The 26,841-nt window shown below is 65.5% G+C and carries 28 protein-coding genes; 20 read left to right on the forward strand and 8 right to left on the reverse strand.

Annotation, left to right across the window (positions count from 1 at the left end):
• Genes HH308_RS26745 through HH308_RS26760 form a run of 4 tightly spaced genes read left to right on the forward strand, consistent with a single transcriptional unit; the run spans position 1 to position 4,026 of the window.
• Positions 1 to 804 (forward strand): SDR family oxidoreductase, encoded by an 804-nt coding sequence (locus tag HH308_RS26745; protein WP_170197335.1) that lies wholly within the window; start codon positions 1 to 3, stop codon positions 802 to 804.
• On the forward strand, positions 801 to 2,285 hold the full coding sequence (locus HH308_RS26750) for a pyruvate, phosphate dikinase (protein ID WP_170197336.1): 1,485 nt from the start codon (positions 801 to 803) through the stop codon (positions 2,283 to 2,285). The genes HH308_RS26745 and HH308_RS26750 overlap by 4 nt, the downstream gene beginning before the upstream one ends.
• Positions 2,282 to 2,998 (forward strand): TetR/AcrR family transcriptional regulator, encoded by a 717-nt coding sequence (locus tag HH308_RS26755; protein WP_170197337.1) that lies wholly within the window; start codon positions 2,282 to 2,284, stop codon positions 2,996 to 2,998. The genes HH308_RS26750 and HH308_RS26755 overlap by 4 nt, the downstream gene beginning before the upstream one ends.
• Positions 2,995 to 4,026 carry a ferredoxin--NADP reductase gene (locus HH308_RS26760; RefSeq protein WP_170197338.1) on the forward strand — a complete coding sequence of 344 codons (1,032 nt, stop codon included), beginning with the start codon at positions 2,995 to 2,997 and terminating at the stop codon, positions 4,024 to 4,026. Before HH308_RS26755 ends, HH308_RS26760 begins: the two co-directional genes overlap by 4 nt.
• A gap of 442 nt (positions 4,027 to 4,468) precedes the next feature.
• On the opposite strand, the gene paaI is transcribed toward HH308_RS26760, so the two are convergent.
• From paaI to HH308_RS26775, 3 genes are all read right to left on the reverse strand, one after another.
• Entirely contained in the window at positions 4,469 to 4,840 is a 372-nt protein-coding gene (gene paaI, locus HH308_RS26765; RefSeq protein ID WP_170197360.1) for a hydroxyphenylacetyl-CoA thioesterase PaaI, read from the reverse strand.
• Positions 4,841 to 4,866: 26 nt separating this feature from the next.
• Entirely contained in the window at positions 4,867 to 6,894 is a 2,028-nt protein-coding gene (gene paaZ, locus HH308_RS26770; RefSeq protein ID WP_170197339.1) for a phenylacetic acid degradation bifunctional protein PaaZ, read from the reverse strand.
• A 76-nt stretch (positions 6,895 to 6,970) separates the two neighbouring features.
• Positions 6,971 to 7,585 (reverse strand): TetR/AcrR family transcriptional regulator, encoded by a 615-nt coding sequence (locus HH308_RS26775; RefSeq protein WP_170197340.1) that lies wholly within the window; start codon positions 7,583 to 7,585, stop codon positions 6,971 to 6,973.
• A 140-nt stretch (positions 7,586 to 7,725) separates the two neighbouring features.
• Here HH308_RS26775 and HH308_RS26780 point away from each other — a divergent pair, with 140 nt between their 5' ends.
• The 10 genes from HH308_RS26780 to HH308_RS26825 all read left to right on the forward strand — a co-directional run bounded on the left by HH308_RS26780 (position 7,726) and on the right by HH308_RS26825 (position 16,246).
• Complete coding sequence (locus tag HH308_RS26780) at positions 7,726 to 8,469, forward strand: enoyl-CoA hydratase/isomerase family protein (protein ID WP_170197341.1); 744 nt, start codon at positions 7,726 to 7,728, stop codon at positions 8,467 to 8,469.
• Positions 8,466 to 9,332, forward strand: coding sequence for a 3-hydroxyacyl-CoA dehydrogenase family protein (locus HH308_RS26785; RefSeq protein ID WP_170197342.1), 867 nt, complete (start codon positions 8,466 to 8,468; stop codon positions 9,330 to 9,332). The genes HH308_RS26780 and HH308_RS26785 overlap by 4 nt, the downstream gene beginning before the upstream one ends.
• Positions 9,329 to 10,108 (forward strand): enoyl-CoA hydratase-related protein, encoded by a 780-nt coding sequence (locus tag HH308_RS26790; RefSeq protein ID WP_170197343.1) that lies wholly within the window; start codon positions 9,329 to 9,331, stop codon positions 10,106 to 10,108. Before HH308_RS26785 ends, HH308_RS26790 begins: the two co-directional genes overlap by 4 nt.
• Positions 10,109 to 10,186: 78 nt before the next feature.
• Positions 10,187 to 11,158, forward strand: coding sequence for a 1,2-phenylacetyl-CoA epoxidase subunit PaaA (paaA, locus tag HH308_RS26795; protein WP_170197344.1), 972 nt, complete (start codon positions 10,187 to 10,189; stop codon positions 11,156 to 11,158).
• Positions 11,155 to 11,454, forward strand: coding sequence for a 1,2-phenylacetyl-CoA epoxidase subunit PaaB (paaB, locus tag HH308_RS26800; RefSeq protein ID WP_170197345.1), 300 nt, complete (start codon positions 11,155 to 11,157; stop codon positions 11,452 to 11,454). The genes paaA and paaB overlap by 4 nt, the downstream gene beginning before the upstream one ends.
• Before the next feature lie 12 nt (positions 11,455 to 11,466).
• On the forward strand, positions 11,467 to 12,384 hold the full coding sequence (gene paaC / locus HH308_RS26805; protein WP_170197346.1) for a 1,2-phenylacetyl-CoA epoxidase subunit PaaC: 918 nt from the start codon (positions 11,467 to 11,469) through the stop codon (positions 12,382 to 12,384).
• The gene (gene paaD / locus HH308_RS26810) at positions 12,384 to 12,893 is read left to right on the forward strand and encodes a 1,2-phenylacetyl-CoA epoxidase subunit PaaD (protein ID WP_170197347.1); all 510 of its coding nucleotides are present in this window, start codon (positions 12,384 to 12,386) and stop codon (positions 12,891 to 12,893) included. Before paaC ends, paaD begins: the two co-directional genes overlap by 1 nt.
• A complete protein-coding gene (gene paaE / locus HH308_RS26815) occupies positions 12,893 to 13,951 on the forward strand; it encodes a 1,2-phenylacetyl-CoA epoxidase subunit PaaE (RefSeq protein WP_170197348.1) in 1,059 nt (352 codons plus the stop codon). Before paaD ends, paaE begins: the two co-directional genes overlap by 1 nt.
• Positions 13,952 to 13,966: 15 nt before the next feature.
• Positions 13,967 to 15,271 (forward strand): phenylacetate--CoA ligase PaaK, encoded by a 1,305-nt coding sequence (gene paaK, locus HH308_RS26820; protein ID WP_170197349.1) that lies wholly within the window; start codon positions 13,967 to 13,969, stop codon positions 15,269 to 15,271.
• Positions 15,272 to 15,277: 6 nt separating this feature from the next.
• On the forward strand, positions 15,278 to 16,246 hold the full coding sequence (locus tag HH308_RS26825; protein WP_170197350.1) for an AraC-like ligand-binding domain-containing protein: 969 nt from the start codon (positions 15,278 to 15,280) through the stop codon (positions 16,244 to 16,246).
• A gap of 917 nt (positions 16,247 to 17,163) precedes the next feature.
• Here the strand turns inward: HH308_RS26825 and HH308_RS26830 are convergent.
• Together HH308_RS26830 and styD are read right to left on the reverse strand one after the other, a co-directional pair.
• Positions 17,164 to 18,282, reverse strand: coding sequence for an NDMA-dependent alcohol dehydrogenase (locus tag HH308_RS26830; protein ID WP_170197351.1), 1,119 nt, complete (start codon positions 18,280 to 18,282; stop codon positions 17,164 to 17,166).
• Positions 18,283 to 18,334: 52 nt separating this feature from the next.
• A complete protein-coding gene (gene styD, locus HH308_RS26835) occupies positions 18,335 to 19,813 on the reverse strand; it encodes a phenylacetaldehyde dehydrogenase StyD (RefSeq protein WP_170197352.1) in 1,479 nt (492 codons plus the stop codon).
• A 207-nt stretch (positions 19,814 to 20,020) separates the two neighbouring features.
• On the opposite strand from styD, the gene HH308_RS26840 reads away from it, so the two are divergent.
• Positions 20,021 to 20,965 (forward strand): helix-turn-helix domain-containing protein, encoded by a 945-nt coding sequence (locus HH308_RS26840; RefSeq protein WP_170197353.1) that lies wholly within the window; start codon positions 20,021 to 20,023, stop codon positions 20,963 to 20,965.
• A gap of 52 nt (positions 20,966 to 21,017) precedes the next feature.
• Positions 21,018 to 22,253: an acyl-CoA dehydrogenase family protein gene (locus HH308_RS26845; RefSeq protein ID WP_170197354.1), complete on the forward strand. Its 1,236-nt coding sequence runs from the start codon at positions 21,018 to 21,020 to the stop codon at positions 22,251 to 22,253.
• 555 nt (positions 22,254 to 22,808) lie between these two features.
• On the opposite strand, the gene HH308_RS26850 is transcribed toward HH308_RS26845, so the two are convergent.
• Positions 22,809 to 23,357: an MOSC domain-containing protein gene (locus HH308_RS26850; protein ID WP_170197355.1), complete on the reverse strand. Its 549-nt coding sequence runs from the start codon at positions 23,355 to 23,357 to the stop codon at positions 22,809 to 22,811.
• A 101-nt stretch (positions 23,358 to 23,458) separates the two neighbouring features.
• Between HH308_RS26850 and HH308_RS26855 the strand changes: the two genes are divergently transcribed.
• The 3 genes from HH308_RS26855 to HH308_RS26860 all read left to right on the forward strand — a co-directional run bounded on the left by HH308_RS26855 (position 23,459) and on the right by HH308_RS26860 (position 24,861).
• A complete protein-coding gene (locus HH308_RS26855; RefSeq protein WP_170197356.1) occupies positions 23,459 to 23,758 on the forward strand; it encodes a hypothetical protein in 300 nt (99 codons plus the stop codon).
• Positions 23,759 to 23,989: 231 nt separating this feature from the next.
• Positions 23,990 to 24,124, forward strand: a complete 135-nt coding sequence (locus HH308_RS30310) for a hypothetical protein (RefSeq protein WP_281363028.1) — start codon at positions 23,990 to 23,992, stop codon at positions 24,122 to 24,124.
• 152 nt (positions 24,125 to 24,276) lie between these two features.
• Entirely contained in the window at positions 24,277 to 24,861 is a 585-nt protein-coding gene (locus tag HH308_RS26860) for a PadR family transcriptional regulator (protein ID WP_170197357.1), read from the forward strand.
• Here the strand turns inward: HH308_RS26860 and HH308_RS26865 are convergent.
• Together HH308_RS26865 and HH308_RS26870 are read right to left on the reverse strand one after the other, a co-directional pair.
• Entirely contained in the window at positions 24,845 to 25,486 is a 642-nt protein-coding gene (locus HH308_RS26865; protein ID WP_170197358.1) for a transglycosylase SLT domain-containing protein, read from the reverse strand. The two genes, HH308_RS26860 and HH308_RS26865, sit on opposite strands and share 17 nt — an antisense overlap.
• Positions 25,487 to 25,727: 241 nt before the next feature.
• A complete protein-coding gene (locus tag HH308_RS26870; RefSeq protein WP_312870863.1) occupies positions 25,728 to 26,183 on the reverse strand; it encodes an SRPBCC family protein in 456 nt (151 codons plus the stop codon).
• Positions 26,184 to 26,251: 68 nt separating this feature from the next.
• Between HH308_RS26870 and HH308_RS26875 the strand changes: the two genes are divergently transcribed.
• Complete coding sequence (locus HH308_RS26875; protein ID WP_170197359.1) at positions 26,252 to 26,815, forward strand: hypothetical protein; 564 nt, start codon at positions 26,252 to 26,254, stop codon at positions 26,813 to 26,815.
• Positions 26,816 to 26,841: the final 26 nt, after the last annotated feature.

Here is a 26,841-nt window from a genome sequence, read left to right on the forward strand (position 1 = left end):
ATGAGCAGCAACACTTCTCGCTCCTATGTCATCACCGGCGCGGCGTCGGGCATCGGCTTGGCACTTGTCGAGCGGATTCTCGACCACCACCCCGGCGCGCATGTCACCGCCGTCGACGTCGCCGAGTGCCCCGACGCCCGCGCACACACCGTTCGGTGTGACCTGTCCGATCTGGAGTCGATCGCGGCGGCCGAGCTACCCGTGTCCGTCGATGGATTGGCCAACGTCGCAGGCGTTCCCGGCACGGCACCCGCCCCCACCGTGCTCGCAGTCAACACCCTCGGAATGCGCGCCCTGACTCGGCGAGTACTCGACCGGATGACCGCCGGCGCCGCGATCGTGAACGTTGCATCGGTTGCGGCGCACCGCAATACGCTCCCCCATGACGACATCGTCGCGCTGCTCGCGGCCCGCACCGTCAGCGACATTCGAGCCTGGCTCACCCGTACCGGACTCGACGGTTCCGCCGCCTACGACACCTCCAAACGAGCGGTCGTCGACTGGACCGTCGCACTGTCGGCCGCGCTGCTACCGCGCGGAATTCGCGCCGTCTCCGTCAGTCCCGGCCCCACCGAAACCCCCATCCTGACCGACTTCGAACAATCGATGGGCGTCGACGCCATCGCACGGTCGGCCGCCACCGTCGGACGGCACGGCACCGCAGCCGAATCCGCCGCCGTCATCGACTTCTTGTTGTCACCGGGCGCGTCCTGGGTCAACGGCATCGACGTCCCCGTCGAAGGCGGACTTCTCGCGGTACGCGCCGCCGCAATCCCCGACCCTCTGGGAGAGGAACTCTCATGACACAATCCACCGTCGTCGCCCTCGACGGCACAGCACCAGCTGACCGAAACCTGCTGGGCGGCAAAGCCTACAGCATCAACCGGATGCGTTCCCTCGGCCTCCCGGTGCCGCCCGCCTTCGCGATCACCACCGGTGTCTGCAGCCAATTCCATTCCGCCGGAAGGCAATTGCCCGACGCCGTTTGGTCGCGTGTATTGGCGGAATTGCAAGTCCTGGAACACCAGACCGGCGCGACGTTCGGCGTGGGCCCGACGCCGCTACTCGTGTCGGTGCGCTCTGGGGCGGCGCAGAGCATGCCCGGAATGATGGACACCGTCCTGAATCTGGGCCTCACCGAGGCTCTCACCGACGAACTCGCCGTTGCGACAGGTGATCCCGCATGGGCACAGGACACTTGGCGGCGATTCTGCGCCGGCTACGGTGAGATCGTGCTGGGCGACCGGACCGCCGCGCCGCCTACCGATCCCTACGACCAGCTGCGCGATGCGATCGGCGCGGTATTCGACTCGTGGACCAACGAGCGGGTGGCCGCCTACCGTCGTCGCCACAATCTCGGCGAGGGCGGCGGAACAGCGGTGACCGTGCAGGCCATGGTCTTCGGCAATCGCGACGACGAGTCGGGAACCGGCGTCGTGTTCAGTCGCGACCCCGCGACGGGCGCACCCGAGCTCTTCGGCGAATGGCTCAGCAAGGCGCAGGGCGAGGACGTCGTCTCCGGCGAGCGGACGCCGGAGACGATCGCCGAGTTCGAAAGCCACGCACCGGATCTCTACCGCGACCTCACGCGGATCGCGACGACACTGGAACGCGAGCATCGCGACCTCGTGGACATCGAGTTCACCGTGGAGCGCGGCAGACTGTATATGCTGCAATGTCGTTCGGGTAAGCGCTCGGCGCGCGCCGCGGTGCGTATCGCGGTCGACCTGACCCGCGAGGGACTGTTGACTCGCCGAGAGGCAGTCGAGCGCATTTCCGCGGAGCAGGTCCAGACGCTGGCTACCGAGAGCTCCGCCAGCACCAGTGCAACCGTGCTGGCATCTGGCGTCGGGGCGAGCCCGGGCGCCGCTGTCGGTGTCGTCTTCACCGACACCGATGAAGCTTGCGCCGCAGCCGCAGAGGGGGTCGGTGTCGTACTGGTGCGGCCATCGACCTCGCCGATCGACGTGCCCGCCATGTTCGAATCGGTCGCAGTGGTGACCGAAGTCGGCGGCACGACATCGCACGCCGCCCTGGTCTGCCGCGAGATCGGCGTGCCGTGCGTCGTCGGGTGCGGCACGGGGCTCACCGAGAGCCTGGCCGGGCAGACAGTGACCGTCGACGGGTCCACAGGAACCGTCTACGCGGGCGATGCGCTGAGTTCGGCGTTGACTCGCGACGAGTACGTCGATGAATTGCTGTCGTACCTGCCCGATTCGGTACCGTCGGATCACCCGCTGGCCACACTGGCTGCGTCCGATCATCTTCAGGAGGCCCAATCATGACGCCCGACCACGCCTCCCAGGACACCCGCACCGTCGAGGGCATCGATGCCGCATACACCGCCGCCGGACTCCTCGACAAGGCTTCGACGCCGACGAAGCGTGCCAACAAGCGCGGCGAGCAGACCCACGACAAGCTGGTCAAGGCTGCCGTCGACTGCTTCACCGAGTACGGCTACACCCGTACCCGCATCTCCGACATCACTCACCGCGCGAACACCGCACAGGGCAACTTCTACCGGCATTTCACCGGGCTCGATGACATCTTCCTCGCCGCGCTACGGCCCTCACTGCAAGAGTTGGCGAGCGCGCGCCTGCGCCCCGACCACGCTCACGGCGAGCTGGAATCGCTGATCGAGGTGAACACCACCTACCTGCAGGCATATGCGCGCAGCCGACACATGTTGCGGCTACTGCGCGAGGCGGCCGCCGCCAGCGAGAACAAGGGCTTCCAGCAGCTATGGCTCAACCTGCGCGGCGACTTCGTGCGGCGCACCGAGCATTGGCTCGATCGGCTGGAGGCGCAGGGCGTCATCGAACCGTGTAACCACAACCTGATCGCCGAAACGCTGGGATGCGCCACCGAGCAGATGGCCTACATCCACGTCGGCCTGCCGACGAGCACCCCGCGGCGCGAGCGACTCGAGGAGCTGGGCACCGCATTGGGCGAATTGTGGTACCGCGCTTTGCCGTTGAAGACGGAGCCCAGCTCATGACGGTAACCACTCGCGTACGCACACTCGGCGTCGACGCCGTGGTCACCGGGGTCGACGACGAGACGTCCGATGCCCGGACAATTCGGCTCGCGTTTCCCGACGGCGTCTCCTACCTGCCCGGTCAGTTCGTCACGATCCGGATACCCAGTGAGCTGACCGGATCCGTCGCGCGTAGCTATTCGCTGGCGACCGCGCCCGGCGTCGACGCCGAACCGGCCATCGTCGTGAAAAGAACTGTCGACGGCTACGGCTCGAACTGGTTGTGCGACAATGCTTCCGCCGGCCTGACCGTGCACCTCATCCCACCCGCGGGAACGTTCACTCCGCGTTCGTGGGATCGCCCCCTCCACCTGTTCGCCGCCGGAAGCGGCATCACCCCGGTCATGTCGATCCTGCGGTCGGCGCTCGCGGAGCACTCCTGCGAAGTCTCGCTGTTCTACGCCAACCGCGACGCCGCGTCGACGATCTTCGCCACGGCGCTCGACGAACTCGTCGCGCGATACCGAGGCCGGCTGACCGTACATCACTGGCTGGAGTCGGAGCGCGGACTGCCCACCGCCGACGCCGTCGCCGCCGACTGCTCGGCATCCACCGACGGCCCGGCATTCGTTTGCGGCCCAGCGCCTTTCATGGATCTCATCGAGCTCGGGCTACGCGCGGCCGGGGTTCCGCACGACGATATTCATGTCGAACGGTACGTGTCGCTGACCGGCGACCCGTTCACGGTGGCCGCCGTCGACGACACCGCTTCCGACACTTGCGAACTCACTGTCTCCATCGATGGGGCGAGCCACCTCGTACCATGCGGACCGTCGACGACACTGCTTGACGCCATGCTCACCCACGACGTCGACGCACCCTACTCGTGCCGCGAGGGAGACTGCGGATCTTGTGTGGCACTGCTGATTTCCGGCGAAGTGGATCGGGGAACGGGTATCGCGCTAGAGGCCGAGGACATCGCCGACGGATACCTGCTGACGTGTCAGTCGAAGCCGATCGGCGGACCAGTGGAAATCGAGTTCGACTGAGGAACGAATTGCCGGGCATCGTCGCTACCCGCAGCCACCAGTCACCGACCGCTACCGAGTTGCGTTGCCCTTGCCCGTCATCCTCACCGTGACGCGAGTCACCCACCACGACGAAACACTCACAGGATCCGTCCAGCGTCGCGGCAGAGCGGGGTCAGACTCGGGCCATAGATTCATTCTCGTAAGAAGGAAACAGCGGAACACCAAGAGCAACAACCTAATTCAGGTGTTCCACCGATCACATAGGAGAATGAACATGCCGCAGCGTCCCCAGGTCACCCCGCAGCCCAACAACCGCCGGCCGCGCCAGCGTCGGCGCGTATGGGATGCCCGTCGTCGTCAGTGGATCTGGCAGTAGACCTTAGGGCACACCGCCCTGGCCGAACGACCGCCCCGCGTCTCCCCTCCCCGGACGCGGGGCGGTCGCTTGTGCCGGTCCTCGCTACTTCCGCGCGATCGTCCGGCTGTCACCGCGGAATTCGGCAACTACCTGCTCGCCGACCGAGACGGTGATGTCATACAACCCCGTACGTCCGATACGTTGCCGCTCAACGGCTTCGGCGACCAGTAGATCTCCCTCATGTGTGGGCCGCAGGAAGCGGATGTCCGCTCGCGCGGCGACCGCTGAGTCGTCGTGACTGTTGCAGGCGAGCGCGAAGGTCGTGTCGGCGACGATGAACACATAGCCACCGTGGGTCATCCCGTAGCCGTTGAGCATCTCCTCGGTCACCCGCATCGTCGTCTTCGCTCGGCCGGGACCGAGTTCGATCAACTCGATCCCCAGCGCGCGAGACGCCTTGTCGCCGGCGAACATCTCGCGCGCGATGGGAAAGTCGCCGGTCACTTCGCGACCAGGGTCAGCACATCGTAGGTAGCCACGGGATCGTCGTTCTGGTTGGTCACCACCGCGTCCCAGCGAACCTCGCCGTAATCGGCGGATGCGCGCGGGGTGATCTGCTTCGCCGTCAATGTCACCGTGAGGCTGTCGTCGGCCTTCACCGGAGTCAGGAACCGCAGATTGTCGACGCCGAAGTTGGCCAGCACCGGGCCCGGCGCGGGATCGACGAACAGCCCCGCCGCCAGCGACACCACCAGGTACCCGTGCGCGACGATACCGCCGAACAGCGGATTCGCCGCTGCCGCAACGGGATCGGTGTGCGCATAGAAGGTGTCTCCGGTGAACTCGGCGAAGTGCCCGATGTCGGCGAGGGTGACCTGGCGCGGCCCGCCGACAATCGTGTCACCGATCACCAACTGCGACAGATCCTTTCGGAACGGATGCACATCCGAGACGATCCGATCCGCGCCGCTCACCCACTTACCGCCCATCGCGGTCAGCACATTCGGCGTGCCCTGCACCGCGGTCCGTTGCATGTGATGCAGCACCCCGCGCATGCCACCGAGCTCCTCGCCGCCGCCGGCACGGCCCGGTCCACCGTGAACGAGGACTGGCAGCGGTGAACCATGCCCGGTCGATTCCCGCGCATCTTCACTGTTGAGTACCAACAGCCGCCCGTGGAACGGCGCGAGACCCCGAATAAGCTGCGCGGCAAGAGAATCATCCGCCGTGACGATGGACGCGACAAGACTTCCCTGGCCGCGTGCGGCCAGGGATACCGCCTCGGCGTCGTCGTCGTAGCCGATCACCGTTGCGACCGGACCGAACGCCTCGATGTCGTGGATCTCGGCGGCGGACTTGTCGATGGCGCGCAACAGGATCGGTGAGAGGAACGCACCGTTGGCGGTATCGGCACCGACGACGTCGACGTCGTCCGGATCACCGAACACGATATCGGCCGACTTCGTCAGTCCCCGAAGCGATCTCAGCACTTCGTCGCGCTGCTCGATGCTGGCCAGCGGCCCCATCGTCACGCCGTCGGCTACGGGGTCCCCGACGACGACCTTGCCGAGGCGTTCCGACGCCGCGGTGAGCACGTCGTCGACGAGCGCGGCCGGCACCAACGCACGGCGGATCGCGGTGCATTTCTGCCCCGCTTTGACGGTCATCTCGGTGACGAGCTGCTTGACATACAAGTCGAATTCGGGTTGATCGGCAGTCACGTCCGAGCCGAGGATCGACGAATTGAGCGAGTCCGCCTCGGCGGTGAAATGCACTCCGGCAGAAACGATCTGCGGATGCGCACGCAACATCGCGGCGGTATCGGCCGATCCGGTGAACGCCACCGAGTCCTGTCCGCCGAGATGATCGAGCAGATCTCGCGCACTGCCGCACAACAATTGGACCGATCCCTGGGGCAACAGCCCGGATTCGATGATGCGACGGAACACCAGCTCGGTGAGATACGCTGTGGCACTTGCCGGTTTGACGATCGACGGCACGCCGGCGATGAACGCGGGCGCGAGCTTCTCCAAGAAGCCCCATACCGGGAAGTTGAACGCGTTGATCTGCACCGCGACGCCCTGGCGGGAGGTGTAGATGTGCTGGCCGAGGAATGTCCCCTTCTTGCCCAGCCGCTCCACCTCGCCGTCCAGAATCACGGTGTCATTGGGCAATTCGCGGCGCGCCTTGCTCGCGTAGCTGAGAATCGTGCCGAAGCCGCCGTCGATGTCGACGCCGGTGTCGCGGGTGGTCGCGCCGGTGTGCCGGGACATCTCGTAGAACTCGTCCTTGCCCGCCATCAGCGTCAGGCCGAGCTGCTTGAGGAGCCCGGCACGCTCGTGGAAGGTGAGCGCCGCCAGTGCGGGCCCGCCCACCGTACGGCCGTAGTCGACCATTGCCCCGAGGTCGAGACCGGTCGACGAGATCCGCGCGATCTCTGAGGAGTCCACGGCGCTGCGCAGTACGGCGCCGTCGTCGTCTGCGGCGAACCATCGCCCTTGCGCGTAGCTCTCCAACATTCTGGTCACATCTACTCCATCCACCGTACGTTCGGTCGGTAATTACCTTCCGCGCGGTGGACGGATATGTCAAGGGCGAGTGACGTCAGCGGTCGACGCGCAGCCCGTCGAAAGCCATCATCACCAGAGCGTCGCCGAGTTCCGCGCTCGACGACGCGAGGCGCGGTTTATACCACTCGATGATCGAATTGACGGTGCCGAAGAGCAGCCGCGCGACCAGCGTGGGATCGGCATCGGGCCGCAGATCGCCCTCGTCCATCGCCTCGGCGACGAGGCCGCTGACCACCTCGTCGAACTCTCGCCGACGAACAAGCGCTTTGCGTTCGACGGCGCTGTTCCCCCGGACCCGCAGCAATAGGGTGACGTAGGGCAACTCCGCAACCAGAATGTCCACACTGCGTCTGACCAGGAATTCTAGGCGCTCGATCGCCCGCCCTTGGGTCGCATCCTCCTCCACCGTCGCGGCGAACAGAGCATTGAGCGCGCGGTTGAGTGCGAGCTCCAACAGCTCTTGCTTGCCCGACACGTGGTGATAGATCGACGACTTGCTCAGCCCCAGCCGGTCGGCGAGGACGTCCATGCTGGTTCCGTCGTAGCCCTTGTCGTTGAAGACCTTGACGGCGACTGCCAGCAGCGAGTCGAGGTCGTAGCCGGGGCGGCCCGGACGTCCGGTGCGGCGCGGTACTGGCGTGGTGGTCATCGATCCATCTTGTCACCGGCATCCCCGTTACGAACCTCCGCCATCGAAAAACTTCGGCCGAATATCTACGGAACTGTTGCCAACCGACCAAAGGGTCGGTTATTAATGGATGAGCCCACCCGACACACCGAAGGCCACCGATGACCTCTTCCGTCGCCACCTACGCACATATCGACCTCGTCGATGCCGACGACCGTTACCTCGTGACCCTGCGCCGCCCCGCGCAGCGCAATGCGATCAGCGGCGAGATGATCGCCGAACTCCACGACGCCTGCGCCGTCATGGAGCGCACGCCCAAGCCGGTTCTGCTGACCGGACAGGGCCAGCATTTCGCCGGCGGCGCCGACATCGCCCAACTCCGCGAGCGGACGCGCGACGATGCACTCGCCGGTATCAACCGCAATCTCTTCGACCGGATCGCCGCGCTGCCGTTACCGACGGTGGCGGCGGTTCCCGGCTACGCACTCGGCGGCGGAGCCGAGCTCGCCTACGCCTGCGACATCCGGATCGCCTCGCCGACAACGGTATTCGGCAATCCGGAACCGGGTCTCGGCATCCTCGCCGCGGCGGGCGCGAGCTATCGGTTGCCCAGCCTGGTCGGCATGTCGGTCGCCAAACAAGTGCTGCTCGGCGGCGCCACGCTCGACGCCGACACCGCCCTGCGGCACGGATTGGTCCAGGAGATCGCCGACGATCCGGTGGCGGCAGCCAACCGGATCATCGACCGCATCGTGCGCCAGTCCGCGCTCGCGCTGCGCTTCACCAAGAAGATCGTCGACGCCCCGGGCGATCAACCGTGGGTCAACGACATCGCTCAAGCCGTATTGTTCGAGCACACCGACAAGGCCGAACGCATGACCGCATTCCTGGAGAGGAAGAAATGACCACCACCGCACTACCCGCTCGGGTCGGCGTCGTCGGCGGCGGCCGGATGGGCGCGGGCATCGCGCAGGTATTCGCCGCAGGCGGATCCTCGGTCGTCATCGCCGAGGCCGCCGACCAGTCCGCCGCGCTCGACCGGGTTCGCACCGGACTGCAACGCGCCGACGAGCGCGGCAAGCTCGATGCTCCGGTCGACGCGATCGTCGGGCGAGTCCGCACCGTCGCCGGCCCACCCGACCTGCCCGCCGACCTCGACCTCGTCGTCGAGGCCGTCCCGGAGATCCCGGCCCTCAAGCTCGACGTCCTGACCGCCGTGGAGAAGGCGGTATCGCCGGCGACCACCATCGCCACCAATACGAGTTCCATCGCCATCGCCGAACTCGCTGTGGCGCTTACTGATCCGTCCAGATTTCTCGGCACACACTTCTTCAATCCGGTCCCGGCGTCGACTCTCGTCGAACTGGTTCGGGGCCCCTCGACCTCCGACACGGTGCTCGACGCCGCCCGCAGCTGGGTGCGCGCACTCGGCAAGACCGACATCGTCGTCAACGACTCCCCCGGCTTCGCAACCAGCCGTCTCGGCGTCTGCCTCGGCCTGGAAGCCATCCGAATGTTGGAGGAAGGCGTCGCCGACGCCGAATCCATCGATCGGGCAATGGAATTGGGCTATCGCCATCCGATGGGACCGCTGCGCTCGACCGACCTGGTCGGCCTCGACGTCCGCCTCGCAATCGCCGAGCACCTCGCCGCCACCCTGGGCGATCGCTTCACCCCACCGCAGCTTCTTCGCGACAAGGTAGCCCGTGGCGAAGTGGGACGCAAAGCAGGACAAGGCTTTTACAACTGGAAGGACCAAACGTCATGACCGTGAACCTGTCCACCGTCGACGGCCTCGCGACGATCACCCTCGCCCGCCCCAGCGCTCACAACGCACTCGACGTCGAGACGAAGGTCGCTTTCCTCGACGCCGTGACCACCGTCGCCGACGACGCATCGGTCCGGGCCGTGTTGATCACCGCCGAGGGCAAGAACTTCTGCGTCGGACAGGACCTCGGTGAACACGTCAAGTCGCTGCAGGCCGACCCGTCTACGGCGATGGAAACCGTCGACGTCCACTACAACCCGCTGATCCGCGCGCTCGCCGGAATCACCGTCCCGATCGTCGTCGCCGTCTCCGGCGCGTGTGTAGGCGCCGGTTTCGGCATCGCGCTGGCCGGCGACATCCGCGTAGCGGGCGAGCGAACCAGTTTCGCGACCGCGTTCACCGGCATCGCCCTGGGCGCCGACTCCGGACTCTCCCACCATCTGGTGTCCAAACTGGGGGCCAGCCGCGCCGCCGGCCTCATGATGCTCGGCGACAAGGTCACCGCGGCCCAGGCGCTCAACTGGGGCCTGGTCCACCGGGTCGTCGACGATGCCGAGGTGCTAGCCACTGCCACCGAGTTGGCGAACCGCCTCGCTCACGGCCCGACGCAGGCGTTCATCGATGTGAAATCGCTGATCAACGCGTCCGACGACGGGCTCGATGCGGCCCTCGACCGCGAGCTGGCGTCCCAGCGTCGGCTGGGCCAGACCGCCGACCACGCCGCGGCCGTCTCCGCGTTCCTAGCCAAGGAGAAGCCGGTCTTCACCGGTCACTGACAGACCCTTGTGTTTCGGGTCACTTTCCGCGATACTAATTACCGACCGAATAGTCGGTCAGAAAAGGAGGACGAGCGGATGCCCAGCCCGGCAGATGTTCACGACGTTCCACTCCAGGAGACCTTCGACGCCACGATCGCGGCCGAGCAGCGTATCGAACCGCGCGACTGGATGCCCGACGGCTACCGCAAGACGCTGATCCGCCAGATCGCTCAGCACGCACATTCGGAGATCATCGGGATGCAGCCCGAGGGCAACTGGCTCACCCGTGCGCCGTCGTTGCGCCGCAAAGCGATTCTGACCGCGAAGGTCCAGGACGAGGCCGGTCACGGGATGTACCTCTACTCCGCCGCCGAAACCCTCGGCGTCGACCGCGAAGATCTGACGACGAAACTGATCGAGGGGCGGCAAAAGTACTCGTCGATCTTCAACTACCCCACCCTCACCTATGCCGACGTCGGCACCATCGGCTGGCTGGTCGACGGTGCCGCTATTTGCAACCAAGTTCCGTTGTGCCGCAGTTCATTCGGCCCGTACGCACGCGCGATGATCCGGGTCTGCAAGGAGGAGTCGTTCCACCAGCGGCAGGGCTACGAACTGCTGACCACCATGATGCGGGGCACCGACGAACAGCGCGCCATGGTGCAGGAGTCGGTCAATCGGTGGTGGTGGCCCGCGCTGATGATGTTCGGCCCGCCCGACGACCAGTCACCCAACACCGCGCAGTCGATGGCGTGGGGAGTCAAACGGCATACGAATGACGAACTGCGCCAACGCTTCGTCGACATGAGCATCCCGCAAGCCCAGGCACTGGGGGTCACCTTCCCCGACCCCGACCTGGCCTGGAACGCCGAGCGCGGTTCATACGACTTCGGCGAACCGGACTGGAGCGAGTTCATGGCGATCGTCAAAGGCAACGGCCCCACGAACCTCGCGCGAATCGCCCGGCGTCGAGCAGCACACGAGGACGGCGCCTGGGTCCGCGAAGCCGCGACCGCATTCGCCGCCAAGCAAGCCGGACAGACCCGATCTGAGGAAGTACAACCATGAGCGACAACACGATTCGCGGCAACTGGCCACTCTATGAGGTATTCGTGCGGGGCAAGCGCGGACTCAACCACGTCCACGTCGGTTCCCTGCACGCCGCCGACGACGAGATGGCGCTGCGGCACGCCCGCGACGTGTACACCCGGCGCAATGAAGGTGTCAGCATCTGGGTGATGCGCTCGGATCTCATCCTGGCCACCAGCCCGTCGGAGAAGGACCCCTTCTTCGCGCCCAGCGGTGACAAGGTGTACCGCCACCCCACCTTCTACGACATCCCCGACAACGTCCCCCACATGTGAGTTGAACTGAAGATGATCGATCACGACAACGCGTACCAAGTGCTGGTGGACGAGGATTCCCACGGGCAGTGGGCGTTCGGCACCAGCTTCGACGACCCGCTCGCCGGCGTCGACACCACCGTTCCCGACGATGTCGACCTGCACGCCCTCGCCCTGTACTGCTGCGCCCTCGGCGACGACGCGCTGCTGTCGGCCCAGCGTCTGGCCGAATGGAACACGCGCGCACCGGAACTGGAAGAAGAGGTCGCGCTCGCCAACGTCGGGCTGGACCTGCTCGGCCAGGCCCGATTGCTGCTCGCGCGCGCCGCGGCCGCCGATGGCACCGTGGTGCCGCACATTTCGGCGACGTCGCCGATACCCGCCGAGGACGCACTGGCCTTCTTCCGCGACGAGCCCTCGTTCGCGAACGTCCATCTCGTCGAACTCGACAACGGCGACTTCGCGCAGACCATGGTCCGCCTCCTGGTGTTCGCGACCTGGCGGCTGGCACTCTTCGCGCGACTGCGTGATTCACGCGATCCGGTGCTGGCGGCCGTCGCACACAAGGGAGTCAAGGAGCTCACCTACCACCGTGACTACGCGGCCCGATGGGTCGTCACGCTGGGCTGCGGAACCGAGGAATCCCGACGTCGACTCCTCGACGGACTCGCCTTCGTCTGGCCGTACGTCGACGAGTTGTTCGTCCCCACCACGACCGACATCGCGCTGGCGGCCGTCGGGGTCGGTGTCGACCCGCGTGACTTGCGCGAGGAGTTCGACGCCGTGCTCGCCCAGGTACTCAAAGCTGCGGAAGTCGAACTGCCGCAAGGCCATACGATCGGGCGCGTCGGCGGCCGCGCGGGTCGCGACGGCGTACACACCGAGGCGATGGGCTACCTCCTCGCCGAGATGCAGAGCGTCGCTCGCGCCCACCCGGAAGGGGTCTGGTGATGACAGTCGCCACACACCTGTCTCCTGTCGAGATCGTCGGAGCTGTGCTCGACCCGGAGATGCCCTTGCTGACCCTGACCGACCTCGGCATCATCCGGGACGTGACCGTCGGACCCGACGACGCCGTGACGGTAACGATCACACCCACCTACTCGGGCTGCCCGGCGATGGGCACCATCCGCGACGACATCGAATCCTCATTGCAGCGCAACGGATTCGACGACGTGACGATCGTCACCAGCCTCACCCCGGCATGGAGCTCGGACTGGATCACCCCGGTCGGCGTGGACAAACTCCGCGCGGCGGGATATTCACCGCCCGGGCCCGCGCCCGCCCGGACGTCGGGCCCGATTCCGCTGACGCTCACGACGCGTCCGCGCCCGGTGAACTGCCCGCAATGCGGGTCGGCACATACCACGCTGCGTTCCGAATTCGGCGCAACCCTCTGCAAGGCCCAGTACTGCTGCATCGACTGCGGCGAACCCTTCGACCATGTGAAGGAGATCTGATGAGCCGCGACTTCAACACACTCACCGTCGCCGACGTCGAGCAACTCTGCGACGACGCCGTCGCAGTGCGCTTCGACGTTCCCTCAGACCTGTTGCCGGACTACGACTTTCGCCCGGGTCAGTCGCTGACCCTGCGACGTGTCATCGACGGCGTCGAGCATCGGCGCTCTTACTCCATCTGCTCGCCCGCCGGTAGTCCGCCGCGGGTCGGCGTCCGCGAGGTCAACGAGGGGCTCTTCTCGACCTGGCTGGTCAACAACGTCCGCGCCGGCGATCAGGTCGAAGTCGGCCCACCCACCGGCACCTTCGCCGCCGATCCGTCCACTGGCGGGCGCCATCTCCTCATCGCGGCCGGATCGGGAATCACGCCGATGCTCTCCATCGCGGCGTCGATGCTCGCCAACCCCGACGCCGAGGTGATCCTGGTGTACGCGAACCGGCGGACCCGCTCGGTCATGTTCACCGAAGAACTCGCCGACCTCAAAGATCAATACGGGCCTCGACTCGACATCATCCACATCCTGTCCCGAGAGCCGCGCGAGGTGGAACTGTTCAGCGGTCGCCTCGACTCCGACCGCCTCGAGGAGATTCTCGACACCGTGCTCCCCACCGGCGACATCGACCACTTCTGGTTGTGCGGACCTTACGAAATGGTCAGCGGCGCAGAGCAATCCCTCACTGAGCGCGGCATCGGCAAAGACCGCATCCACCACGAGCTGTTTTACGTCGAGGCAACGCCGCCACCGATCGAGAAGCACCGCGAACCCGGCGTCGAGGGACCGACCAGCGAGGTCAGCATCATCCTCGACGGCCGCACCGTCACCGGAACACTCTCCCAGGACGAATCGATCCTCGACGCCGGGGAGAACCTCCGTCCCGACCTGCCGTTCGCCTGCAAGGGCGGCGTCTGCGGCACCTGCCGCGCGAAGGTCACCTGCGGCGAGGTCGACATGCGTCGCAACTACGCGCTCGAGGACTCCGAGGTCGCCGCCGGATTCGTCCTCACCTGCCAAGCATTCCCCACCAGCCCGACCGTCACCGTCGACTTCGACGCCTGATTACTGGAGACCACCATGACCAGTACCGTGTCCCCACCGTCCTCTCGTTCCCTCGAGTTCGCTTCCCGCGACGAGATCGCCAATGCGCAGTTGCACCGGCTGCGCTGGTCCGTGCAACACGCCTACGACAACGTGCCGCACTATCGAAAGTCGTTCGACACCAAGGGAGTTCACCCCTCAGACTTGAAACAGCTGTCAGATCTGGCGCTGTTCCCGTTTACCGCGAAGGCCGACCTGCGCGAGAACTACCCCTTCGGCATGCTGGCCGTGCCGCAGGATCAGGTGTCCCGCGTGCACGCGTCGTCAGGGACGACGGGTCGCCCCACCGTCGTCGGATACACCGCCAACGACATCAGCAACTGGGCCGATCTGGTCGCACGCAGCCTCAGCGCGGCCGGGGTCAAGCGCGGCGACAAGGTGCACGTCGCCTACGGGTACGGACTGTTCACCGGTGGCCTGGGCGCCCACTACGGCGCGGAACGGTTGGGCGCCACGGTGATTCCGATGTCGGGCGGCATGACCGACCGGCAGATCCAATTGATCGACGACTTCAAACCCGATGCGATCATGGTGACTCCGTCGTACATGCTGACCATCGTCGACGCGATGATCAGCAAGGGCATCGACCCGGCGTCGACCTCGCTGCGGACCGGCGTGTTCGGAGCGGAGCCGTGGACCGAACAGATGCGCCGCGAGTTGGAGCAGACGTTGGGGATGGACGCGGTCGACATCTATGGATTGTCGGAGGTGATGGGCCCGGGCGTCGCCCAGGAATGTGTGGAGACCAAGGACGGACTGCACATCTGGGAGGACCATTTCTATCCCGAGATCATCGATCCGATGACCGGTGAGGTGCTCCCCGACGGAGAGAAGGGCGAACTGGTCTTCACCTCCCTGTCCAAAGAGGCGATGCCGATCATCCGTTACCGCACAAGGGATCTCACCCGGCTGCTGCCGGGTACCGCACGCACCGTCCGGCGGATGGAGAAGGTCACCGGCCGCACCGACGACATGATCATCTTGCGCGGGGTGAACCTCTTCCCCACTCAGATCGAGGAGCTCATCCTCACTGTTCCCGCGCTGGCCCCGCAGTTCCAGTGTGTCCTGAGCCGCGAGGGCCGGATGGACCAGCTCACCGTCCGCGTGGAGCCGCGCTCCGACGCCGCGACCGCCGAACACGACGAGGCTGCCGCGGTGCTGCGCAAGCAGATCAAGGATCGGATCGGCGTGACCGTCGCGGTCGAAGTGTCCGAACCCGGCTCGCTCGTGCGATCGACAGGAAAGGCCCAGCGGCTCATCGACAATCGCCCCAAGGACTGATCGCCGATGCTCCTGCGGTCCCCCGGTATCCGCTCTGCCGACTTCGACGAGTGGCGCGACGCCATCTCCGATGCGTTCGTGCCGCTCGACGCTGTGCCGTGGGACTCGCGGGGTGCGATCTTTCGCGGTGGGCTGAGTTCGGTGACGCTCGGCGACCTTCAGTTGTCGGAGGTGATGGGCCAGCGGACGCGAGTCAGTCGCTCGGCGTCGACCATCAAGCGCGCCGATCCGGGGGTCATCAAGGTGGCCTTGCAGCTCGCCGGGCATTCGGCTGTGCGCCAACGAGATCGGAGCGCACAACTCGGGCCGGGCGACATCTCGATCTACGACACCAGCGAGCGCTACGAGTTGGCCCTCGCCGACGAATTCGACATGCTGGTGGCGGTGGTTCCGCGCACGTCGCTGCGGGTCAGCGAACATGAGCTGCACGAGGGGACGGCACGCACGGTGCCGACGTCGAACGGCATCGGGGCGCTGCTACTTCCACTGTTGCACTCGCTGAGTCTGCAGAGTGCGGGTGAACCCGATGGCATCAGCAGTCCGCTGGTGACCGACGCCGTAGCCGACCTCATCAGTGCCGCGCTGCGGGCCGGCGCGCCCGACGACGCGCTCGGTGCGGGCGAGACGATCCTACTCAGCGCACAGTCGTACATCGAGGGACACCTGGGCGATATCTGCCTGTCCCCCAAGTCAATTGCCGCCCACCACCATGTCTCCGTGCGCTACCTGCAGAAGTTGTTCGCACAGGAGAATCTGACGGTGGCCGGCTACATCCGCACCCGTCGACTGGAGCGGTGTCGTCGGGACCTGGCCGATCCGCTGCAGTCGCACCGAAGCGTCGGCGCGATCTGCGCCGCGAACGGAATAGTCGAAGCCTCGCATTTCTCGCGACTGTTCAAAGAGATGTACGGCATGTCGCCGCGAACATTTCGGGAAACCGAGATGTCGCTCCGCGCCGCGAGCGCTCAGGCGTAGACGCCGCACCCCTCCGCTCCCCGAGTGCCGAAGCGAGGCGCCGTGCTGAGCGAGGAACGAGTCGAAGTAAACGAGCTTCGGTGTAACGAGGGGTCCGGCGAGCCGAAAGACCAACCCCACCACCGTCACCCTCCACGACCGCACCCCTCCGCTCCCCGAGTGCCGAAGCGAGGAACGAGCTCGGTGTAACGAGGGGTCCGGCGAGCCGAAAGACCAACCCGACCACCGTCACCCTTCGCGACCGCACCTGTTGCGTCACAGTGATTTCGACACGGGCCTCGGCTAGCGCTACTTCGACTCGGCTAGCGCCTCGCTCAGCACGGCGCTCGGACCGGCTCAACCTGGATCCACCGGCCGAAGCGCCGCTCTGCTGGTTGAGCCGGACGAGGCGCTAGCCGAGTCCGTGTCGAAACCTCTCAGCCACAACGACTTTCGACGGTCCGCGCCAATATCGCGATGTCACCCGGCAAGTGTCGCGTGTGCACCCTATGGGTGCACACGCCTCGATGTTCGATTCCATCAGAGTTCGACAAGTACGCTGCCATCAAATGCATTGTGGTACAGAGGTTTCGACACGCTCGTCGCTAGCGCTCCTCGCGGCTCAACCAGCAGATGGGGCCTACCGTCGGTGAATTCAGGCTCAACCAGCGAAATGAGCTCACCATCGGTGGAACCAGGCCGAGCGCCTTCGGTGACGGGCTCCGATCTATCGAAATTCGCACGCTGACAATGTATTTCAGCCGAGACGATTCGTCGCCGGACCGGCCACTCGACTTCGACACAATCGCTCGTACCCCGCTTAGCACGGTGCGCCACGCTACGACACTCCGGACGAAGGGCACTGTCTCGCCCCACAACCGCAAAGTGCGGCGGGGGCCCGCCCCCGCCGCACCTCACCACCTCACCACCTCACCACCTCAGTACATGATCACCCCGCGCACGTTCTCCGCCTTGCGCATGGCCTCGTAGCCGTCGTTGACCTGGTCCAGACTGTACGTCCGGGTGATCATCTCGTCGAGCTTGAGCTGCCCCTCCATGTACAGCCGCAGCAGGTGCGGGATGTCGAAGCGGATGTTGGCGTTTCCGAACCAAGCCCCCTTGAGTGTCTTACGCATCGCGGTCAGGTCGAACAGGCTGAGCTTGGTATCGATCTGAGTGAGATCACCCACCGAAACCTGCACGCACACACCGCCCTTCGCGACCAAGCTCATCGCCGGCGCGATCAGATCACCGCGGGCGACGTCGACGGTGATCAGGACCTTGTCGGCCAGCTGCCCCCAGGTGATGTCCTGCAACAGAACCAGGGCTTCATCAATAGTGGCGACCGCGTGCGTCGCTCCGAAGATCGCACCCTGCTCTCGCTTGAACGGCGACGGATCCACCAGCACCACGTGGCGGGCACCGGCCAGCGCCGCCCCCTGGACAGCGCCACAACCGACACCGCCCATGCCGAGCACGACGACGGTTTCGCCCGCCGACACTCCGGCGGCGTACACCGCCGAACCCCAGCCGGTGGTGACCCCGCAGCCGACGAGAGCAGCTTTGTCGAGCGGGATGTCCTTCGTCAATTTGACGCACGACGCCTCGTTGACGACAGTCACCGGCGCGAAGGTACCCAACAGACACATCAGTCCCGCGTCCTGACCGTTCACATGATGACGAGCAGTGCCATCGGAGAGCTGAACTCCGGCAAGGAGATTCGCTCCCAGGTCGCATATGCTCGACTTTCCCGTCGCGCACGACGGACACCGCCCGCAGGCGGGGATGAAGCCGAGAGCCACGTGGTCACCCACCTCGACACTCGTCACACCGGGGCCGATCTCGGTGACGACACCCGCGCCCTCGTGGCCACCGATGTAGGGGTACATGCCCACCGGCACGCTGCCGTCGCGCACGTGCTCATCGGAATGGCACATGCCCGACGCCGCGAGTTCGACTTTGACTTCCCCATACTTCGGAGCGTCGAGCACGAGTTCTTCGATCTTCCAGTCCCGACCGGGCTCCCACAGGACGGCGGCTTGCGTCTTCGTTGTCATTATCGTTGTCTTCCTTACGGTTTCGATAGCGGTGAGTGACCTGGTACCCCGGTCAGATGACGATCGTGACGACCTTCTCCTCGGTGTTGGCGAGAATGCCCGCCCAGCCGAGTTCGCGGCCGACGCCACTGGTCTTCATTCCTCCCCACGGCAGCGCGGGATCGATTGCGGCCCAACCGTTCACCCACACGGCACCGGCACGGACCTTCGACGCCGACGCGAGTGCGCGCGACACGTCGCGGGTCCAGATGCTCGCGGCCAAGCCGTACGCGGTGTCATTGGCGATGCGAATCGCCTCGTCGACGTCGTCGAACGGAATCACGGTGCCGACCGGACCGAAGATCTCCTCGCGGGCGATCCTCATGTCGTTGGTGGCTCCGGCGAAGATGGTGGGCTGAACGAAATAGCCTGTGTCAGAGCCTTTTCCGCCGCCCGCCGCGACCACCGCACCATCACTCTTGCCTGATTCGATGTAGCCGAGGACGGTGTCGCGCTGCTTGGCGTTGACCAGTGCACCCATGGTGGTGTTCGGGTCGAACGGATCGCCGAGCACCTGCGCCGACGCCGCGCCCGCCAAGCCCTCGACCACCTGGTCGTAGAGGGAACGATGCACCAGCACGCGGGTACCCGCCGCACACACCTCGCCCTGGTTGAAGAACAGGCCCATCGCCGTGCCGTTGATGGCGGCTTCGACGTCGGCATCGTCGAGGATGATCTGCGGTGATTTGCCGCCGAGCTCGAATGTGGTGCGCTTGAACGTATCCGCGGCCAGCTTGGCGATGTGCCGACCGGTGTTCGGACTGCCGGTGAAGCTGATCTTGTCGACATCGGGGTGTGCCACCAGGGCTTCTCCCGTGACCGACCCCAAACCGGGAAGCACACTCACCACACCGTCGGGCAGGCCGGCCTCGGCGAGGAGTTTGGCAAGATGCAGGATCGACAGGGGCGCGTCCTCCGGCGGCTTGACCACGATGGTGTTCCCCGCCGCCAACGCCGGGGCGAGCTTCCACGCGGCGATCATCAGTGGCGTGTTCCACGGCACGATCGCACCGATGACGCCGACCGGCTCGCGGACGGTGAACGAATGCGTCGGCTGCCCGAAATAGCCTGCGGTGGGGATGGTTTGGCCGGTGATCTTGTCGGCCCAGCCGGCGAAGTGGCGGAACGTACCGGCCGCGTTGGGGACGTCGAGCATGCCCGGCTGGCCGACGGGCTTGCCGATGTCGAGGGCTTCGAGGCGGGCGAGGATGTCGCCGTCGCGTTCGATGAGGTCGGCGACGCGGCCGAGGATCTGCCCGCGAGCGGCTCCCGGCAGTGCGGCCCAGTCGCCCGACAGCTGCGCGCGTGCCGCTGCCACTGCGGCGTCGACGTCGGCGGCCGACGCCGCGGCGATGTCGGCGAGCTTGCCTTCGGTCGCCGGATTGAGGTCGGTGAAGGTGGCCGCGTCAGACGCATCACGCCATTGACCCGCAACGAAGAGTTGCGTCGCAGTGCCGCTCGGCAGCGCCGCGGCTTCCTGTACAGCAGTCATGAGTGGTGTCCTCCCAAATCAGTCGCCTCAGACGGCGAGGTGTATGACTCACCTCACAGTCTTGAATGTGCGGACACCGATTACTTGCATGTGCGCGCATGGTTGGTTGTCGATGCGCGCACGGCATCGAATGCACCTGCCGACGTCGACTGAACTCGGTAAATTGAGTACACGCACTACGTTCGGCCGGGCAGTAAGGGGTCCACGATGCATCGATGGGACACGACCACAAAGCCCGCGACGGATCAGTTCGACTACTGGCGTGAGGTCATCTGCACCGCCTTCGTGCCGCTCGTTTCCGAGCAGTCACACCGTGACTCAGGATTCGTCGCGCAGGTCAGCACCAAATCGCTGGCTCACACAACGTTGGCGCACATCGCTTCTCAGGCACAACGCACCTCGCACGGGCCTCGTGAGGTCGCTTCCACCGATGCGCCGTACTACTTCGTCAACCTTCAACTACGCGGTCGATCCCACACCCTCCAGCGCGGCGTCGAGGCCACGGTCCACCCTGGTGAGTTCGTTGTTCTCGACACCAGCGAGCCCTATTTTCTGCATTTCGACGACGAGTGGCAGATGTTGTCGTTTCGCGTTCCGCACTCGCGCATCGACCCCCATCTACACGGGGTGGCGGACCCACGCGGACGGGCCGTCAGCAGCGCGGGTATCGGCCGTGCTGCGACGTCGCTGATGGAGATCCTCTGGGAGACAGAGCATTCGGCACCGACTGTGGAGGCGGAACTCGAGGTGGCCTTTGCGGCTGCGGTTGCCGCCGCAGCAGCATCGCGTTCTCCCGATCCAGCCGAGTCTCCCGTCGCGCCGCTGCGTTGCGCCATTCTCCGTTACGTCTGCGACCACCTCGGGGATCCGACGCTGTCGGTGCACAGCGTCAGCCGTGTCTTCGCGGTGTCGCCGCGCACCTTGCACAACGTGTTCGCCGGTTCCGATACCACCTTCGCCGCAGCCGTCCGGGAGTTGCGTCTTGAGCACGGCAGAACGCTCCTGTCTGCCGCGGACCGAGCAACCAGTGTCACCGCAACCGCACTGGCTTGCGGGTTCACCGACCCGGATTCCTTCAGCCGGGCGTTTCGCAGGCACTTCGGCCAGAGCCCACGCGATGTGCTGCGGGAGCGTGCACATTTTGTCGGATAGGCGTGCAGTCTGAGCAAGGCACGCTCCGGGCGCGACGCCGATCATCAATCACATGACAATCTCTTTCGCCCTCGGACCTGACCAACTCGCCGTCAAAGACGCGGCCCGACAATTCGCTCAGCAACGACTGCGTCCACTCGCTGCAGCCGTTCGCGCCGAGCACGATCCCCTGGCCCGCGCCCAGCTGGCGCGCGCTCCCTTCGAAGAAGCGGTTGCGAGCGGCTTTCTCGCCGGACTCATCCCCGTCCAGGTCGGCGGCGCCGCGTCCAGCGGCGTGGACGCCGCGATCTTCGTCGAAGAATGGGCGACCGAATCCCCCGATTTCACAATCTCTTTCGCTGGTCCGCTGATCGCCTTGACTCCGGTGTACGAAGCGGGCACACCCGAGCAAGTAGGGCGCTTCGTGGCGCCATTTCTCGTCCGCGAGGGAGCGCCGGTCGCGGCGATGGCGTTCAGTGAGCCGGCTGGCAGTGCGAACTACGCCGCTCCCGCCCCGGCCGCGGGCATTGAGACGACCGCCGTCGTCGACGGTGATCACTGGGTCATCAACGGACACAAGGCCTGGGCGTCGCACCTGCCGGGGTGGGACGGCGACGGCCCCGACCTCATGACGATCGTGTGTCGCACTCCGGGCGGCGTCTCGGTGATCGTGGCCGAACGCGAGCACCTCGCCGGACACATCGAGGTGGAGGAGTACTACGACCTTCCTGGACTTCGCGGTTGTCTCACCGCGCGCATCCGGCTGCGCGACGTACGAGTGCCGCTCGACAACCTCATCGGCACCGAAGGCCAGGGCATCGAGCTGACCCGCAATGCGTTCCTCGCCAGCGGCGCGTCGATCGGCACATTCGCCACCGCGGCGATGCGCCGAACATTCGACATCGCGTACGAGTTCGCTCGCACGGAGAAGCGGGGCGGCTCGGTGGCGATCCTCGAGCATCAGGCGGTCGCCGACATCCTCTCCGATGCGAAGGGACGCATCGAAGCCACTCGACTCCTGTCGTGGCGAGCGCTCGACGCCGTGCTATCGCAGGCACCGAACGCTCTCGAATTGGCTTTGCATGCAAAGGTTTTCGGTTCGGAGACAGGTCTCGACGTCGTGAATCGACTGATCCAGGCGGTCGGCGTGTCGGCGTACGACAACGCGATGCTGCTCACCGAGCAGCTGGCGCACGTCCTCGCCTACCCGATCATCGAGGGCAGCAACGTCGGGATGCGGCGCAGGCAGCTGCAGGAGCTACTGCTCTCGGCGTCGTACGATCCACTGTCGGCGTCCGGCCTGAGCTAGCCTGCGCCGGTTGAGCGTTGAGCGAGGCGCAGCCCGCTGGTTGAGCGAGGCGCAGCCGAGTCGAAACCCGTTGTCTCACCAGGGTTTCGACACGCTCGTCGCTAGCGCTCCTCCCGGCTCAACCAGCGGGGTTGGGCTGGCATCGCCAGCGCTCCTCCCGGCTCAACCAGCGAGGTTCGCTCGCATCACGAGCGCTCCTCCCGACTCAACCAGCGAGGTTCGCTCGCATCACGAGCGCTCCTCCCGACTCAACCTGGTTTCACCGGCCGAAGCGTCCCTCTGCTGGTTGAGCCGGACGAGGCGCTAGCCGAGTCCGTGTCGAAACCTCTCAGCCACAACGACTTTCGATGATGCGCGCCAACATCGGCGATGACACCCGGCAAGTGAGGCGTGCGCACCCTACGGGTGCACACGCCTCGATGTTCGATACCATCACAGTTCGACACGTGCGCTACCATCAAATGCATTGTGGTACAGAGGTTTCGACACGCTCGTCGCTAGCGCTCCTCGCGGCTCAACCAGCGAGGTTCGCTCGCATCACCAACACTCCTCGGCTCAACCAGCGTGAACGTGCCCGACGTCGCGTACCATCGGCGCGGCGTCGGGCACGTTCACGACGGTGATCGCATCGCCGGGCCGGATGTGGCCGCGCTTGATCACCCGCAGGTAGGGCCCGGGGCGTCGAGCGGTGGCGAACTTCTTGATCCACGCGCCTTCGTCGTCCATCCAGCGGGCGAAGGTTTTGCACGGGACGCGCGGCGACGTCACTTCCACGACGACTTTGTCGCCGATCCGCCACTGTTCGCCGATTCGCGCGGCGTTGACGTCGATTCCGACGGTCCGCAGGTTCTCCCCGAAGAAGCCGGGCGGGATGTCGCGACCGAGTTCGGCGGCCCAGTAGTCGGCGTCTTCCTGCGCATATGCGTAAAGCGCCTTGTCGAGACCGCCGTGATGCTTGCGATCGGCCTGAACGTCGGCGTAGGCACCGTACGGGCCGACTTTGACCGGACCGTCGACGGGCACCTTGTCGATTGCGGTCACGCCCACCTGTCCGGAATCGGGATGCAAGGTACGCACGACGCAGATCGCGGTGAGTTCAGGCATGAGGCAATGCTACCGACGCGACGGCATGGATTGTGGCGCCGACGGCGTGCGTCGTGTTGGCTCGATAGGACCGACATCCGACCATCGATCAGGGGAGTTACATGCTGCATTTCAGTGAGCCGTACGAGGCCTCGAACGGAACCGTGATCATCACGGTGACTCGAACCGGATGGCGCTCGGGCGTCGAACATCCAGTCGGCATCTACTCGATCACGGCATCGGACACGCGATGGCTTCCTGCGCTGGATTCGAATCGCCACGCGCTGATCGGCGTCTGCACGGGGTTGATCGCCGCGACCCTCGCCACCATCGCGGTGGCCCGCAGGCCGCCGTGGCCGAGTCTGACCCCCGAGGTGATGGTTGCGCTTGCTCAGGCGAAGGCTCCGGCACGGCACGAGTGATCCGCGGGCATGTCAGGCGGCCACAACAGTCATCTCGCGCTGATAGGAGAGGGTTCTGTCGCATTCGCACAGCGGTCGGGGACCGCGCCTGCGGGGATCGGGCACAGCGGACTCACAGTGCGTACCGGTGCCGCAGCCAGAATCACCCCATAGTGTCGGTGCAGTCAGAGAAACAACTGAAGCGAAAAGCTCTCTGCCGCAACATGATCACCGACAACACAGGAGGCACTCATGCCCGGACGCTACAACGACCGCCGCAACAACTACGACTACCGCCGACGCGATCGTCGCTACGGGAACTACGGCTACAACCGCCCGCAGCCGCAGCCGCGGCCGGCTCCGTTCCTCGGCTTCTTCGGCAGCTGACAGCTGCTTGACGGGCCGAACGGCTCGATCCGAGAGGTGGCCGTCGCGATCACGCGGCGGCCACCTCGTCGGCGCTCGGGCACAGCGCGAAGTCGCATGCCCTCGGCAAGCGGCGGCCCACCTACCCAATTAGTTCACTACACTCTCACCTCATGGCGCTACGACACGCAATCCTGGCGACGTTGCTCAACGAGGGCGAGGCGTCGGGCTACGACCTCGCCAAGAGTTTCGATGTGTCGATCGCCCAGTTCTGGGTGGCGACGCCGCAGCAGCTGTACCGCGAACTCGACCGGCTCGAGTCCGAGGGGTGCATCGTCGCGCGGACGGTGACTCAGGAGAAGCGGCCGAACAAGCGACTGTTCAGTCTCACCGACGTCGGGCGATCCGCACTCGCCGAATTCACCCGGACATCGCCCAAGCAGGCTGCCATCCGCGACGACCTGCTGGTTCAGCTACAGGCGATCGACGCCGGCGACGGAGCGTCCGTGCGCGCGAATGTCGAAGAACGCCTACGCAATTCGCGGTCGAAGCTCGACGAGTATCGACGCACGCGAGTGCGCATCCGCCGCAACCGTACCGAGGACGAATTCCTTTCCAGCGCAACACATATCGGCCCTTACCTGACCCTGCTACGCGGAATCTCGTTCGAAGAGGAGAACATCCGCTGGTGCGAGCGTGTGCTGGAAGTACTCGACGCTCGCGGTAGGCGACATTCGACGATCAGTACGCCGAGTTGACGTTGTCCATCGACCCGTAGTTGTGTGCCGCGTAGTTGCACGCGGCGACGATGTTGCTGACCGGGTTCCAGATGTCGAAGGCGGTTCCGGGAACGTGATAGGCGGCGAACGTCGGGTCGATGACCTGCAGCAGCCCCTTCGACGGTATGCCGGCGGCGGCATTCGAGTCGCTGAGATTGATCGCTCGCGGGTCGCCGGTCGACTCACGCATCACGTTGCGCATGATGCCTTCGTAGGTCGCCGGGATGTGATTCTTACGAAGGATGTCGAGCGACTCGCGAATCCAACCGTCGAGATTGTTCTGGTACTTCGAGAAGATCTTGACCGCGCCGGTCGACGACTGGAATCCCGACGCCGCCGGAGCCTGCGAGGTGAAGTCAGCCGTATGCGTCGGCGCGAAGAGCTTGGCCGTCGTCGGCGCCGGGGCCGCCAACGCGTCTAGCGTGCCCTGGTCGTCGAGGTTATGCGCATCGGCTGCCGGCTCGACCTGGGCGGGAGTGCTGGCGCTGACGGCTCCCGCGGAGACTCCCGCAGCCACAGCGAACGTGACCGCACCGGCTGCAAATCGTTTCGGCGATCGGGCAGCGTGGCGGGCACGCCGGGTCATGGTGGCTACAGCAGGCATAGTCAATGATTCCTCAACATCTTTTTGGCCCCGTGCATCCTCGCGAGAGGGGGCTGGCACGGGCTCTCACCGTCTTGCTCAGATAACAGATTGATATACGTAGCTGAGAAAATCCAGTGTGCCGCCACTGAAAGTGGCCCGCCTCCCCCGTGATTCGCAATGATGAACATCGGATTTCGTCGGGATGACCTGCACCGATCTTGCGTCTTACCGTGTGGCCCGTCTCACAGAAAAAGTTCGGCTACGCCTCGTTGGCCTTACGCGCCAGAACTTCCTTGGTGAACCCCTTCGAGGCGATCTCGTTGATCATCTTGGCCCCCTTCTTCAACACAAAGCCGGGCAGCTTGATCTTCGGTTCCAGGTACACCTCGACGTCGACGTGCGTGCCGCCGTCAGCGTTGGGCGAAAGCACATACCGACCGCCCTGTGAGCGGATCGCAGTACCCTCCTTGGCGGTATCCCACTTGCAGGTCAGGTCGGTGAACTCGTAGTTGAAGACGAGGTGATCGGTGATTCCGACCAGCCCGGCCTCGGCCTCGACGACGCTCGGGTTGCCACTGGCATCACGCTCGATGACCTTCGCCGTCTTGTGCGACGCCGACCACTGCGGTAGCGACTCGACGTCGAGCAGCGTGGCGTAGGCGAGTTCGGGGCTCGCGTCGATGTCGAATTCCACCTTGTCTGTAATGACTCCCACGGACGTCAAGGTACCGTGTGCGCCGTTTCGATGCCGGAGCGGTCGACGGCGCGCCAATATTGTTAACTATGCGTAAGAAAATGCTGAGCGGTCCATTGTTTCGCACGATCGCGGTAGCCGCGTCGGTAGCCGCTGCGGCGGTCCCACTCGCCGGCGCGGCCGGCCGAGCAGAGGCCGCACCACACACCGCTGTCGTCACCAGCGGTGGGCACTTCTGGAGTCCGCCCGACATGGACATCACACGTGCGCGGGTCACCTACGACGCGCGCACCGGATATCTGCAGGTCGCGATCACTCACCGCGGGTCGCGCACCAGCCGTGCCTTCTCCGAAACCGTGGCGCTCACAAGCACCTCGATCTACCGCAGCGGTCATTCCGAGCCCGACGGCATCCACATCACCAGTTCGACGAGTTACCCGCCGAGCTTCTACCTGACCAACGGCGGTGCCCAGAGCCAACGCGGCCCGGTGAACGTCGTGCGCAGCGGTCCGGTGACCACCTACACGATCGTCTCGCCGACGACGCGCGGCCGCACGCTGAGGTATCTCTCGGTGTCGGCGAACAACGGTGTCGTCTGCGAATCGATGTGCATGCCCGGCGGGGAGCTCGACGAACAGCCCCTTCGGCTGTAGCTCGCCACTACATGGCGGCCACGGGC

The organism is Gordonia asplenii (assembly GCF_012933505.1).
In the GTDB taxonomy this organism is placed as follows: domain Bacteria; phylum Actinomycetota; class Actinomycetes; order Mycobacteriales; family Mycobacteriaceae; genus Gordonia; species Gordonia asplenii.